Below are 15291 nucleotides of genomic sequence, written 5' to 3'. Positions count from 1 at the left end.
AAGGCCGCAACCAGCCTTTTAAAAAACGATTATATATTGAAATCATGAAGAAGTAAATTCTTACTTTTCTGATACCTGTATAAAATAAATTATTAAATTCAAACAGAGGGATTAATCCAGATTTACAGTTCTGAAAGCAAGTTTTTCATGCATACGGTTACTTGGATAAAGCATTCTGCTTCCGATATCTTCGTAGTCAGCTCCTCTTTTTGTTGCCATTTGGATATAGGTTAGTGCAGATTGTGCTTTTCCCTGATTTTGATATAAGATTGCCAAATCTATCATTGCATTTATATCACCTTTAGAAGCAGCCATTTTATAATATTTTTCGGCTTGTGTATCTTTTCCGGCAAATTCATATAAAAGACCAAGACTTCCCATAGCATCGGCATCTCCTTTATCAGACGCCATTTTAAAGTATTTTTCTGCCAGTTTGTATTCTTCTGCATCAAAATAATCCAGCGCAATGTACTTCATAGACGGGGTATGCCCGTTATCAGCAGCCATCATCAGGTATTTGTCACCTGTCTCGTTATCATTTTCCTCATAATAAATATTCGCGAGATCAAAATAACTTTTTGCATTTCCTGTTTTTCCTGCTGTAAGATGTTTTTCTATTTCTTTTTGAATATCTATTTTCTTTTTTGCAGAGCTAAGTAGACGTTTTTCATTGTCAGTAGCTGTTTTTACTGCTTTTTCATAATATTTATCTGCTTCCTGAAAGTTTCCGGCTTTTAAATATACATCTACAATTTTTACTGATGCTTCTCTTGCGACTTTTGAATAGTTGGTATTAGTTTTTGAGTCTATTTCCTGCACAAGAAAGCCGGCAAGCTTTGGTGAGTTGCTTTCTGAAGAACCAAGAGTCACAAGTTTGCAGTATACATTATAGACTTCAGCAGGGTCAAGATCAAATTTCGTTGCTTTTTCATAATAATTTGCAGCTGAATCAAAATCATTTTTCCCGATATAAATCTGTGCCAGCAGAAATGATGCGTCACGCTGTATACTGTCATATCCGGAACCGGTTTTGGCATAAAGTTCCTGTTTCAGGAATTCTTCAAGCCCTGTAGTATTATTCTGCGTACGGTATTCTTTTACTATTGAAAGAAAAGGAGTATACACATTATTTGAATCAAACATATAGTAGTATTTTTTAGCAGATTCAATATCTTTTTGTTTAAGATTGATTGCAATAAGTTCATTTAGTGCAGCTTCTTTTTTCTTCGGATTATTCAGATCTTTCTCATAACGTTTTTCATTTTTCTCCAGTGTAGCCGAATCAGGTTCTTTAGGTTTGTCTTCTTTAGATTTTGAATTCGACATACTATTACCTATAGTGTTAACTATGTCAACAGCAGGTCCTATAAGGACTTCCCATCCGCTGTATGACGGAACGGCAACTATAGATAAAAGTGCAATTACCAATAATTTTTTCTTCATATAAAATACCATCTCCTTTTTATAATATAATTTTTAAAAAAATATAATCATTTCGATTATATCATAAAAATTTTAATTATACAGCAGATAATTAAAATTTTTTATATAAAAAAGGACTGTCTCATTTTGTTGAAACAGTCCGGTAAGCTGGTTATACAAAATTCTGTTGCTTTGTTTACAATGTTAAAATTTATCCCAGTGAACAGCAGATTCATCATAACGATCTTTAAAAGTATTCTTTTTATCGGAATAACCGAAACACACTACACCAAAAGGTATTATGTTATCAGGAAGATTAAAAATATCTTTTAATGCATCAACGCGTTCCTGTGTAGGGTAAACTCCCAGCCATACTCCGCCAAGGTCTTCTTTTACAATTTGAAGCAGCATATTTTGTGTACATGCTCCCATATCCTGCTGCCATTTTTCCGGAACAGTCATTTTGTCCTTATTTCCGACTAATATAATTAAAACAGCGGCTTTAGCGGCGAGTTTTGAAAAAGGACTCATTTGGGAAACTTTCTCCTTGTCTTCCTGTGACGTAACAACTATAAATTCCCATGCACGCTGATTTCTGGCAGTGGGTGCCTGCATTCCGGCTCTCAGGATTTGATCGATCTTTTCACTTTCCACAGGCTTATCCAAAAATTCTCTTATACTTCTTCTTGCAAAAATACTGTTCATTTCTTCACCTCCTAAATATCATTAAAAATCAATATTGTCAGGATCCCTTCCTATTCTTACACTGGTATTTAACTCTGCTATTTTTTTCATGTCCTCATTATCAAGCTCAAAGTCAAATACATTTATGTTATCCTTTATTCTCTGCTCGTGAGTAGATTTAGGGATAGTAACCACTCCGCTCTGTACTGCCCATCTTACACCAATTTGTGAAACAGTTTTATTATGTTTTTCTGCAATCTCTTTTATAATCTCTTTATCAAAAATCTGTCCCTGCATCAAAGAACCCCATGCTTCCACAAGAATTCCCTTTTTCCCGCAGTAATTTCTGAGTTCGGTCTGAGGGAACTGAGGGTGAAGTTCGACCTGGTTTATCATAGGAACTATTTCGGCCTCTGTAAGAAGATCATCTAAATGATGTTCCTTGAAGTTGCTTACTCCGATTGCTTTTATTCTTCCGTCTTTATAAAGTTTTTCCATAGCCTTCCACGATTCTTTGTTTTTATCTTTCGGCCAGTGGATAAGATAAAGATCCAGAAAATCTGTACCAAGTTTTTTCAGGGATTCATCAAATGCTTTTAGTGTACTGTCATAACCCTGATCCTCATTCCATAGTTTACTTGTAAGAAATATTTCATTTCTCGGTACCCCTGACTCTTTGATCCCAAGTCCGACTCCTTTTTCATTTCCGTAGATGGCAGCAGTATCAATATGTCTGTAACCTGCATTCAATGCATATTTTACACTTTGTGTGACTGCATCATCAGGTATTCTGAATGTCCCGAAACCTATCTGGGGTATTTCCACACCATTTGCCATTTTTAATCTGATCATTTATAATTCACTCCTTTGGAAATATACTGGTATTTATCATAATAATATTCTGTTAATATCAAAATATCTGCACCTGATTTTATATAAATAAATCAGGATTAATCTTTAAGATAATATTTTTTTAAAACTTTAAAATTATCGTCAAGTTCATAAATAAGAGGAATACCTGTAGGTATTTCCAAATCCATGATTTCGTCATCGCTTATATTCTCGAGATATTTTGCTAAAGCACGCAGACTGTTTCCGTGTGCTGCAATAACTACTTTCTTTCCTGATTTTAATGCAGGGGCGATTTCATCTTCCCAGTAAGGCATGACTCTTTCAAGTGTTACTTTCAGATTTTCTCCTGAAGGCAGAACACGAGAATCTAATCCTTCGTATCTTCTGTCGAATTTTGACTGTCTTTCATCATTTTCATCTAAAAGCGGAGGGAGTACATCGTAGCTTCTACGCCATATATGCACCTGCTCTTCACCGTATTTTTCTGCTGTCTGTGCTTTGTTAAGCCCTTGTAATGCACCATAGTGTCTTTCATTCAGACGCCATGATTTCTGGACAGGTATCCACAGCTGGTCAGTTTCGTTTAAAACATAATAAAGTGTACGAATTGCTCTTTTCAGAACAGAAGTGTAAGCCACGTCAAAAGTAAAATTGTGCTTTTTTAGCAGCTGTCCGGCTTTAATAGCTTCATTTATACCCTCATCGGATAAATTAACATCAGTCCAGCCTGTGAAAAGATTCTCCTTGTTCCATTCACTTTGACCGTGACGAATAAAAACTAAATACATAATTGTTCCTCCTTAAATAAGATAAAGAAAATTATAGAAAAAAAGCCTCTATATATAAATATTTTAACATGAAACTATAAACTTGTATATAGAAAATTCTTTTCAAAATACCGGAAAATGTTTATATATGGATTGTGAAAAATAAATTCTCATCTTTACATTTTCCAAAAATATTTTATTTCTGTAAAATTTTTTAAACAAAGAAATAAATTATAACAGCATAAAAAATACTAAGAGCTTTATTTATCGTTTATTTACTTAGAAAAAAATAAAATTTATACACAAAAAAATAATTAAAAAAGTTCATTGAAATAGATAATTAATTATGATATAATTTTGTCGTTATTAGAATTAAAATTATTTGGAGGTAATACACAATGAAAAAAATGTTATTAGTCTTATTAACTTTAGGAGTAATCTTCTCATGTGGTAAGAAAGAAGAAGCAAAAACTGAGGATGCAAAAACAGAAACACAAACAGAAACTACAGCTGAACCTGCTAAAGATGCACCAGCAGCTGACGGAGTTACATTTAAAGAACCAGAAGTACAAAAGTATGTTGATGATTACAAAGCTTTATTAACTGAGTACGTAGCAGCTATAGAAGCAAAAGATGCAACAAAAATGACAGAATTAACAACTAAATTCCAAGAATTAGGTGCAAAATCAGCAGAAGTTGGTGCAAAATTAACTGATCCTGAAGAAGCTAAAAAATTCGGTGAAGAAATACAAAAATTAGGTCAAGAATTTGCTGATGCAGCAACTAAAGCAGCTAAGTAATAAATTATAAAAGAGAAAGAAAGAATTGTCTGCGGACAGTTCTTTTTTCTATTATGTGTAATTTCAGAAAGCATATTAAAACAGGAGAGTAGTATGAAATCAGGCAGAATAGAAAAATCATAATGCAGCAGAATATATTTTCATAAAACAAAAAAGACCGGCTAGATCCAGTCTTTTTTAATAAGGGGAGAATGAAGAAAAAATTATTTCTTTATTTGCTATAATTATAATCTTAAAAACTTAGATTACGCTTATTTTATTCTTTATTTTAATTTTGATTCTTAAAAAGAAATAACTGCTGAAAAAATCAGCAGCTATTAAGGGGGTTATGAAGAAAAATATTCTTTTATTGGTATGTGAATATTATAAGTCTGATAACTTAGATTGTTCTTATATTCATCTTTATGTTTGATGTCAATTAAATATGAACATTCAAATGAAAATATACTTCAAGAAAAACTGAATTTGTAGTAGAATATACAGAAAGAGAACAGAAAAAAGAGGTGAAGCGTGAAGATAATATTATCCCCTAGTAAAACACAGAAAATCAGGAAAATAAATGGTTTTGGGCTAAAAGATATAATGTATAAAAAAGAAACGGACAATCTTGTAAATATTCTGAAAAATCTGAAAAAAGAGGACATAAAAAGAATAATGAAAACGAGTGACAAGCTTACAGAAGAGATACTGGACAGTTATCATAATTTTTACGGGAATGAATCCGGCCATGCAGCGGCGAGCTATACAGGTGTTGCATTCAAGGCACTGGATACAGAAAGTTTTTCAAAAAAAGAAATTGAATATATGGAAAATACAATGGTGATTCTGTCAGCTTTATACGGTGTATTGACGCCTCTTACAGGAATTCGCCCTTACAGACTGGATATGACTATGTCTGTTCTGGATAAAAAATCACTTTATGAATATTGGAAAAACAGCATAGGCAATTATTTTGAAAAAGAGGACTTAATAATAAATCTGGCTTCAAAGGAATTTTCAAAAATGATAAAAAAACCGCTTACAGATATAGAATTTTTTGATATGAAAAACGGAAAGCCGGTTCAGATAAGTACGAATTCCAAAAAAGCAAGAGGTGAAATGGCAAGACATATAATCACACAAAAAATATCTAAAAAAGAAAAAATAAAAGAAATTAGTTTTGGAGGGTATAAATTCGATAAGAAGCTTTCAGAAGAGAACAGCCTTGTCTTTGTAAAGAAGTAACGGGAAAATGGTTTGACAGGCATATTTTTAGCTTTCAGGGTATTTATTAATATGACACAGTGTTGTCATCATAGAGAAGATAAAATATAAATAAACTGAAATGACAAAGAGGTGTGATATTATGAAATATGATTGGAAAAAGCAGGAAAAAGGAATCTATCTGCCAAAAGGACAGCCGGAGCTGATATTTATAGAAAAATTTCAGTATCTGACACTGGAAGGGAGCGGAAATCCCAATGAAAGTCTTTTTTCAGAACTGGCAGGCACACTTTTTTCATTGTCTTATACATTGAAAATGCTTCCCAAAAGGGGAATAACACCAGACGGGTATTTTGATTATGCGGTATATCCTCTTGAGGGAATATGGGATCTGGCCAAAGGCAGTCACTCCAATGAAACAAAGCTGGATAAAAGTAAACTGGTTTATAAAATAATGATCAGGCAGCCGGAATTTGTAAATGAACAAGTTATAAAAACAGCAGCTGAGATTTTGAAAAAGAAAAAAACAGCTGAACATGTTGAAAAAGTAAAGTTTGAAGAGATAGAAGATGGTCAGGCTGTACAGATGATGCATACTGGTTCTTATGACAGCGAAACTGCGAGTTTTGAAAAAATGAAGGATTTTTGTCTGGAAAACGGACTAAAGATAAGAAGCAAAGCACACAAAGAAATATACATATCAAATCCTGAAAGAACAGCACAGGAAAAATTAAAGACTGTACTTAGATATTTTGTTGAAAAATAAAAATTTTATAATAAAAAAATCTCCCTTTAAAAAGAGCCGTAATAAAAGGCTGTTTCTAACAGGGAGATTTTTAATGCCGGATTTTATTTTAGATATCTGCCGGAAGAAGCTTATTCAGAATTACTCCGAAGAAGGCAGAGACAGCCAGTCCTGAAACGGAAACCGTATTCCAGACAACTATATTATCAATAGAAATTCCTAAAACCAGAATAAGTGATGATAAAATAAGGTTTCTCGAATGTCCGAAATCCAGATTGGCGTCAATAAGAGTACGGACACCTATCGAAGCTATCATACCGAAAAGAATAATAGAGACACCGCCCATAACAGGCTGGGGTACAGTCTGAAGCACAGCTCCGAATTTGCCCATTATACTTAAAAATATGGAATAACATGCGGCGATTCTTAGTATCGAAGGGTCATAAACCTTTGTTACTGCAAGAACTCCGGTATTTTCACCGTATGTGGTGTTAGCTGGGCCTCCGAGAAGTCCGGCAGCAATTGTTGCCAGTCCGTCTCCAAGCATAGTTCTGTGGATTCCGGGATTTTTGAAAAAATCTTTTCCTACAACTGCGCCGTTTGTGGTAATATCGCCGATATGCTCTATAAATACTACGAATGCAATAGGAGCTATAGCTATTATCGAGCTGAGCTTAAATACAGGCATAGTGGAAAGATCACTGAATGCTTCTTTTGAAAAGCCGATCCAGTTCGCAGCATGGATAGGTGAAAAATCTATTATTCCAAATGACATGGAAACCAAATATCCCACAATAACCGAGATAAGTATAGGAACCAGTTTGAAAAATGATTTTCCGAGTATTGATACTACTATCATTGTAATAAGTACTGATAATGCTATGATAAGACTTCTGATTTCGAATTTGCCGTTTGAATACCCTGACATGGAAAGTGCCACAGGACTCATTCTGAGACCTATAACCATAATTATAGGGCCTGTTATTATAGGCGGGAAAAATGATTTTACCTTTTCTACGCCGAATACTTTGATTATAATACTCATAAAAACATAGACAAAGCCCGCACATATAACGCCGCCTTTTACGGCACCTATACCATCCTGTTTCAGCACAAGCGTAAGAGCACCGATAAAAGCAAAGCTGGAACCAAGAAATACAGGTACTATTTTTTTACTTACAAAGTGGAAGATCAGAGTCCCTATACCTGCTGCCAGCAGGGCAAGCGACGGATTAAGACCTGTGAGAAACGGAACAAGTACAGTTGCACCGAACATAGCCAGTACATGCTGTATACCAAGAATAAGTTTTTTTGCATTCATTAAATTTACCTCCCGGATTATTTTCAAAAAGTATTATATTCCATAAAAAGAGAAAAATAAAATATATTTAATATATACATATATAAAAAAACTGTAAAGAGAAACTATTAAAATGCAAATAAATGTGATATAATTTGGAAAAAATATTATACATGTTAGATAAGGATAGGTATATGAAACTTAGGTATAAAATATTAGCGTTTTTTCTTTTGGCGGTTAGTTTATTCTCGGAAGAGATAGTCATACAGGTAGAAACAGAAAAATCGATTATAAATATAGAGAATGAATCCATGATAGCATCTGGAGGAATTATCCTTAAATACGGGGACATGACAATAAGAGCCGATAATATGAAAAAGCTCGAAAATAAGAATCTTATAGTTGCATACGGAAATGTTATGTACACACAGGGGACAAGTCAGATACTCGCTAAAGAGGTCATTTTTGATTTAGACTCTAAAAATGCAAGAATCATAGATTCGAAAAGTGTTACTGAAGAAGGAATAATTTTTGGTGGAGAAGAGACTATAAGCGAAGGTTCGGAAAAGTTTACCATAAAAAATTCATGGTTCACTACCAGCCCTTATAACAATCCGTCTTATAAAATGAATGCCAAAAAACTGGTTATATTTCCAAATAAAAAACTGGAAGCTCACGGAGTTTCACTGAATGTGAAAGGAAAAGACATAGTAAGCATACCTTATTATGTGACATCTCTGAAGCCTGAAACACAAAGAGCCACTCTGTTTCCATATGTTGGAGGGGATTCTGACAGAGGTCTTTTTGTAATTCAGGGATTCGACTATGACAAAGGGAAGCTTTTACAAGGATTTGTAGATTTTGAATTAAGTACAAAAGAAATACTGGCACTTAGATTTTCAAATGATTACGAATTAAGCCCGAATAATAAGGGAAACCTTTTCGTAAAGAGATTTGTAATGCCGGTAAGCGGTAATGAAGATGAGTGGAATGTATCATGGTCGCATAATTTTATAAGTATACCGAAAAATCCCAATGCAGAGGACAGAAAGTTTTATGAGCTGGGGTACGGAGTATGGGATCTGAACTACAGAAACCTGACCACGAATCAGATGTATACGATAAACGGAAAAAGTCTTGATGACAACTATATGTCATTTAAACAGCAGTATAAATATATAGGAACTTATGATTTTAAAATAGATCAGGAAATAGGGAAGTCAGGGGAATTCAATCTGGACTATTACTGGACCCAGAATATGGATGCTCTGAAAGCTTTAACAGCAATAAATGACGACATAGCAGAGAATGATGATATAGACCCCAGAAAAACAGATGTGGATCTTTTCAAAAGAATGACCTATAAGCAGGAAGATAACGGTCTGGGATTATACCTGCATAAGGAAAGATTTATAGATCTGAATCCCGGGTATATAGGAGATACTCATTCATATAAAAATGCAGATGAATACAGCATAAATCTAAAAAGTCCCAAGATAAAGCTGACCTACAGTAAGACTGATCAGGATGAATATCAGCCGATTTTTGGACTCAGACAGAGAGCTTACGGAGATCCGAACACAATTGATACCTATACAGACAGAATTTTAGCAACAACAGCATATGACTATAATAAAACATATGATGTTACTCTTGGAAATTATTATCCGCTGAAAGAAAATGACTTTTTCGGTTACAAAAGAAAAGATACATTTAATAATCTGACGGATAATCTGTATGTAGGAGGACAGATATACAGATCAGAGATAAAAAAGAAAACTTATGAGTACGATTACACCACGGATAACCCGAATTACAGAAATTATATAACACAGCCCGGTGTGGATGATTACAGCAGAATTTATAAGCTGTATGACGATGGTGAAGACATAAGAAGAGTAAGAGACATTATTTATGAAAAATATCAGGGTGCTACAATAAGACTTGGAAATGATAAGATAAATCTTCCGATTCCAAATTCATATTTTAGTTTCGGATATGAAATGGACAGCAGAATATACGACAGTACACCTGTTCCTGTATTTGACGAGGACAGAAGAAAAATAGAAGATCCTGACTCAAAAACCGGGTATAAGGTACTTACAGATTCTACAGGAGCTGCTATAACACAAAAACCTACAGTACAGGTTAATAAATTTGATTTCGGACTTTTTACTACATTATACGATAATACCAGATTTTCCGATAATAAATATGATTTAAAAATAACGAACAATATGCCTTTGTTTTTCCAGCTTACTGATGCGCATAATGCGATGTACGGTGATAATGACATAATTAATACACCTGCGAATATTTTCAGATTTAATGATGATTTCAACGTGTATCTCGGGAATGTAAACTTAAACTATAATTTTACAAAACAAATGGATAAACACTGGAGAGACAACTGGACAAAGCAGGATTTTACCAGAAATTACATAAAACTGGGTATAGCGGATAAAAGATATATAAGTTTTGATTTTTCAAAAAATAATTACTATCCTTACGAGGATTTTAAATATGAAGAAACAACAAACAGAAATATAATATATGGATTTAAAACGGAAAAAGACAATAATGTACAATATAAGTACAAGGAATATCAGTATAAAAACTACTCAAACGACACATGGGCAGGCTGGGATCCAAACGCTGTGAAAGAGCTGAACAGAGAAAGAGTATTTGGAGTAAATTATAACGAGTGGGGATTTGAATATGCCAATATAAAAGATAATATCCACGATGTTTTCGGAAGCCAGATGGATCTGAAACTGGACAGCAACAGACACAGAGTAGGTTTTGTGTATGATACTTCGAGAATGAAAGAGAAACCTTTTGAATCAAATCATTTTTTCAGGGTAGCATTTGAATTCGGGAAGGATAAATACAGAGATCCTAATAATACGCCGACGATCTATACTGATGATACGTATGTGGATAAAAGAGCAGGAAACAGAATTATCTTTGTATACAGATATGAGAATGATAAAGCATCAGTAATACAGACGAGAAATACAGATTTACAGACAACGGGACTTACAAGCGATGATTTATTTAACAGATATCAGAGCAACGAACTGTTTGTTTCACGTGAGGAAGAAGCAATATACGATACAGTTGTAAGTGATGCACGTGAAAAACAGGATAAGTATAACTTGAATAATCTAGACAGAATTTTACAGGCACAAAGAAAAAATAAAAGATACTTTGAGTTTGGTGTAGAGCTGGAAAACGACTCACAGTATTTTCACGATAACACTTCAGCCAACGGGTACTTTGACTCGATTACAGACATTGTGTTTAAGGCAGAAGTGGGATATCTGGAAAAATTTTATTTCAGATACAAGTATAATATGGAAAGACCTGATGTAGACCAAAGAGATGATCCGATGAGATTCTCTTCGTATAACTTCAGACAGCACGAGTTTGAAACAAAATATATGTTTAGTAAAGATCCTGATAATCCGTGGTGGATAGGTTATAAATTAAACTATACACAGGACGGGGCACCAAAATCAGATGAGCCGGAAGAATATGAAAGTTCATCAGCAGCAAAAAGAGTAAATAAGCCGACATTAAATCTGGTTACTTTATCACACAGATTTGAGAATCTGGAATGGGAAATAGGAGTGGGAAGACAGTGGGATAAGCCGAAAGATAAAGGTTTAGGATACTATAATGTAGTCACTCTGAAATTCGGGGTAACTAATTTTCCTGATAAAAATTTACAGTATGAATACAGCGGAGGAACATCATCATTTGGAGCAGGACTTTAATATCGAAAGGAGAAAAAATGATAGAGATAATATTACCGGACAGCAGTGTAAGAACTCTTGAAAATCCGGTTTCAGTTTTGGAATTTGCAAAAAGTATAGGTTCAAGCCTTGGAAAAGCAACAGTAGGGGCACTTGTAGATAATGTACAGGTGGACGGCTCATATATATTAGATAAATCTGCAAAAGTAGAGTTAATAACTATAGATTCAGAAAAAGGTACAGAAATATTAAGACATAGTGCAGCACATGTTATGGCACAGGCAGTGCAGAGATTATTTCCGGGAACAAAGGTAACAATAGGACCTGTTATAGAAAACGGGTTTTTCTACGACTTTGATCCTGAAAATCCTTTTACAGAAGATGATCTGGCAAAAATAGAAGACGAAATGAAGAAGATAGTAAAAGAAAACTATAAATTCGAGAGATCGGAAATGACTTCCACAGAAGCCAAAAAGATGTTTCTGGAAATGAAAGAAGACTATAAAATAGAAATTATAGATGATCTTGGGGCAGAAAGAGTAAGTATCTATACAATAGGCGAGTTTAAAGACTTATGCCGTGGTACTCACCTTCCGTCAACTGGTTATCTGAAAGCTTTTAAACTAATGTCCACAGCGGGAGCTTACTGGCGTGGAGACTCTAATAAAAAAATGCTTCAAAGAATATACGGAGTGGCATTTCCTACTAAAAAAGAGCTTGAAGACTATCTGATAATGATGGAAGAAGCTGAAAAAAGAGATCACAGAAAACTGGGGAAACAAATGAACCTTTTCTTTCTTGATGAGCATGGACCGGGATTTCCGTTTTTTATGCCAAAGGGAATGGAAGTAATAAATAAATTACAGGAAATCTGGAGAAGAGAGCATAAAAAAGCAGGCTATAAAGAGATAAAGACACCTGTTATGCTTGATAAAGAGCTTTGGGAGATTTCAGGACACTGGTTTAATTACAGAGAAAATATGTATACTTCGGAAATAGACGAGAAAGAATATGCGATAAAACCTATGAACTGTCCGGGATCTATACTTGCTTATAAGAATAATCTTCATTCATATAAAAATTTCCCGCTGAAATACGGGGAAATGGGACTTGTACACAGACATGAGTTCAGCGGTGCGCTTCATGGGCTTATGAGAGTAAGAGCATTTACACAGGATGATGCCCATGTATTTTGTACAGAGGATCAGATAGAGGATCAGATAATAGAAATTATAAACTTATATGACAGATTTTATAAATTATTTGGTTTTGAATATAATATAGAATTATCTACTAAACCTGACAAAGCTATAGGCTCTGACGAAATATGGGATATAGCAGAAAGAGACCTGACTAACGCACTTGTGAGAATGGGGATAGACTATAAGCTGAATCCCGGAGACGGAGCATTTTACGGGCCGAAGATAGATTTCAAAATGAAGGACTCAATAGGAAGAATATGGCAGTGCGGAACTATACAGCTTGATTTTAACCTTCCCCTGAGATTTAATATGAGTTATATCGGGTCTGACGGTGAAAAACACCAGCCGGTAATGATTCATAGAGCAATGTACGGAAGTATAGAAAGATTCATGGGAATACTGATAGAGCATTATGCAGGAGCATTTCCGGTATGGCTTGCACCTGTGCAGGTAAGCATACTGACTATTTCCGAAGAGCAGGTAGAATATGCATCTGACCTGTTCAAGAAATTACAGGATCTGGGAATAAGAGCAGAACTTGATACAAGAGATGAAAAAATAGGATATAAGATAAGAGAAGCCAATGCAGAGCAAAAAATACCAATACAGCTGATAATAGGTAAGAATGAAGTGGCTAACAGTGAAGTTAATATAAGAAGATTTGGTTCACAGGATAGCGCTACAATGAAAGCAGAAGATTTTCTTAAATTAATAGAAGAAGAATCAAAAGTAGTATTTTAATGAAATAATATAAAAATAAGAATGTGTTGTAATTTTTAATCAGATGGTGTATTATTAATCGTAGGGTAAATTTTCGATGAAGCACTATCAAAAATACAGAAAGTTATGGAAAAAAAGAATTTGATTTTATGTTTGAGAATAAAAAAGGTGGTTATATCAGAAAAAACTTTTTATTTAAAATAAGTTTGTTTCATATTGATATAAAGTGCAAAATTAAACAAAAATTGAAAGGAGAATCCATAATATGAAAAATTTTAAGCAAACTGTATTTAAAAGATTAGTTACAACACTTTTGTTATTTGTAACAGTATTGCAGACTTCTTTGTCCGCAGCGTATACAAACAGCGAGATAACAGGTTTAACACCGCCTAAAGGAAAAATGACCAATGAATATGTACAAAAAGTAGCACAGGCTTCATATGTCTGGGGCTGGCCAATGGTAAATATTCATAACAGACGTGAGGTATTTAAGGAATTGAAAGAACCGGGACTTATGGGAGGAATAGTACCTGTAGCTCCGACGAATCAGCTTTCAATGCTTTCCGACTATATAGATGCAGGTGAACGTCTGGTAGCATGTCCGAATCAGGATGTCGTATATGGTTTTGGTATATTTTCTTTGGATCAGGATGCAGTAGTAGTACAGGTTCCGGACTTTAAAGGAAGATTCTGGGTGTATCAGATAGGGAATCAGAGAACAGACGAGATATCAAGCGTAGGTGCAATGTATCAGAGTAAACCGGGATTTTATCTCATTATAGGGCCTGCATGGAAAGGAAAAGTTCCTGCGGGAATTACGCAGGTAATTCATTCTGATACAAATCTGGGAACTATAATTCCGCGTATCTTTGTAACAGATGATCCGGCAGATAAAAAAGCAGTACAGCCTGTGATAAATCAAATCATGATGTATCCTTTAAGCCAGTATGACGGGAAAATGAAAACAAAAGACTGGAAAAATACTAGTCCTACTATACCGTCGCCAACAGGAACAGCCAGCAACGGAGATGAAGAAACAAAATGGGTAATACCGGAAAAATTTTATGATGAGCTTCCTCTCATAATGAAAGAATTACCGCCTATGCCCGGTGAAGAACCACTTTATGCAGCAATAAATGCTGTATTGGAAGCCGGTAAAAAAGATCCGAACATAAAAAAAGTATTTACAAAAGCAGTTCAGGATGCAGATAAAAACATAGTCACTCCGTTATTTCAGTTCCATAATTACGGAATAAAACTTCCTTATAACTGGACTACAATTACAAACGGCGCAGAATTCAAAGATGATTACATAACAAGAACAGCAGTGGCAAAGTCTAATATTTTCGTAAACAAGGCAGCAGAGACAAGATATTTTTATCAGGATTTTGACTCTGACGGTATACGCTTAAATGCTGCAAAAAAGTATACAATTACTTTCCCCAAAGGGAAATTGCCGCCGGTAAGCGGATTCTGGTCATTAACAATGTATAATCAGTATCACTTTTTTGAAAAAAATGATGTTAACAGATATTCATTAGGAACAAAGAATAAAGATTTGAAATATAATAAAGACGGTTCTTTGACTCTGTATATTCAGAGTGAAAAGCCAACCGGCGATAAGGTAAGCAACTGGCTTCCGGCACCTAAAACAGGAGATTTTTCTGTATATTTACGTGCTTACTGGCCAAAAACTGAAATAGCACAGGGAACATGGCTTCCGCCAGCTGTAGAGAGAGTAAAATAATAATTTTATATAAATATCCCGAGAAAATTTGGGGTATTTTTTTATGAATTATTTCAGGTAAAAATATAGATAAAATACAGAACCGGATTAT

Annotated in this window: 11 protein-coding genes; 6 read left to right on the top strand and 5 right to left on the bottom strand. The window is 34.4% G+C overall.

Translation table 11 applies throughout. The features are described 5' to 3' along the window. Positions 1–111: 111 nt before the first annotated feature. The 4 genes from NK213_RS04765 to gpmA all read right to left on the bottom strand — a co-directional run bounded on the left by NK213_RS04765 (position 112) and on the right by gpmA (position 3746). On the bottom strand, positions 112–1443 hold the full coding sequence (locus NK213_RS04765; protein ID WP_253347246.1) for a sel1 repeat family protein: 1332 nt from the start codon (positions 1441–1443) through the stop codon (positions 112–114). A 183-nt stretch (positions 1444–1626) separates the two neighbouring features. Further along, positions 1627–2127, bottom strand: coding sequence for a nitroreductase family protein (locus tag NK213_RS04760; protein WP_253347244.1), 501 nt, complete (start codon positions 2125–2127; stop codon positions 1627–1629). 21 nt (positions 2128–2148) lie between these two features. Then, entirely contained in the window at positions 2149–2958 is an 810-nt protein-coding gene (locus NK213_RS04755) for an aldo/keto reductase (RefSeq protein ID WP_253347242.1), read from the bottom strand. Positions 2959–3056: 98 nt separating this feature from the next. Then, positions 3057–3746: a 2,3-diphosphoglycerate-dependent phosphoglycerate mutase gene (gene gpmA, locus NK213_RS04750; RefSeq protein ID WP_253347240.1), complete on the bottom strand. Its 690-nt coding sequence runs from the start codon at positions 3744–3746 to the stop codon at positions 3057–3059. Positions 3747–4123: 377 nt separating this feature from the next. Here gpmA and NK213_RS04745 point away from each other — a divergent pair, with 377 nt between their 5' ends. The 3 genes from NK213_RS04745 to NK213_RS04735 all read left to right on the top strand — a co-directional run bounded on the left by NK213_RS04745 (position 4124) and on the right by NK213_RS04735 (position 6494). Continuing rightward, a complete protein-coding gene (locus tag NK213_RS04745; protein WP_253347238.1) occupies positions 4124–4525 on the top strand; it encodes a hypothetical protein in 402 nt (133 codons plus the stop codon). A 510-nt stretch (positions 4526–5035) separates the two neighbouring features. Further along, entirely contained in the window at positions 5036–5749 is a 714-nt protein-coding gene (locus tag NK213_RS04740) for a peroxide stress protein YaaA (RefSeq protein ID WP_253347236.1), read from the top strand. Between the two features lie 121 nt (positions 5750–5870). Further along, positions 5871–6494: a GyrI-like domain-containing protein gene (locus tag NK213_RS04735; protein ID WP_253347235.1), complete on the top strand. Its 624-nt coding sequence runs from the start codon at positions 5871–5873 to the stop codon at positions 6492–6494. A gap of 88 nt (positions 6495–6582) precedes the next feature. Here the strand turns inward: NK213_RS04735 and NK213_RS04730 are convergent, their stop codons facing one another. Continuing rightward, complete coding sequence (locus tag NK213_RS04730; protein WP_256478652.1) at positions 6583–7794, bottom strand: uracil-xanthine permease family protein; 1212 nt, start codon at positions 7792–7794, stop codon at positions 6583–6585. Positions 7795–7967: 173 nt separating this feature from the next. On the opposite strand from NK213_RS04730, the gene NK213_RS04725 reads away from it, so the two are divergent. The 3 genes from NK213_RS04725 to NK213_RS04715 all read left to right on the top strand — a co-directional run bounded on the left by NK213_RS04725 (position 7968) and on the right by NK213_RS04715 (position 15200). Beyond that, the gene (locus NK213_RS04725) at positions 7968–11552 is read left to right on the top strand and encodes an LptA/OstA family protein (protein WP_253347234.1); all 3585 of its coding nucleotides are present in this window, start codon (positions 7968–7970) and stop codon (positions 11550–11552) included. A gap of 17 nt (positions 11553–11569) precedes the next feature. Beyond that, positions 11570–13474, top strand: coding sequence for a threonine--tRNA ligase (thrS, locus tag NK213_RS04720; RefSeq protein ID WP_253347233.1), 1905 nt, complete (start codon positions 11570–11572; stop codon positions 13472–13474). Positions 13475–13718: 244 nt separating this feature from the next. Continuing rightward, positions 13719–15200, top strand: coding sequence for a DUF1254 domain-containing protein (locus NK213_RS04715; protein ID WP_253347232.1), 1482 nt, complete (start codon positions 13719–13721; stop codon positions 15198–15200). The last annotated feature ends 91 nt before the right edge of the window (positions 15201–15291 follow it).

Source organism: Sebaldella sp. S0638 (assembly GCF_024158605.1).
Classification (GTDB): domain Bacteria; phylum Fusobacteriota; class Fusobacteriia; order Fusobacteriales; family Leptotrichiaceae; genus Sebaldella.
This window is presented reverse-complemented; position numbering and strand designations above follow the sequence as displayed.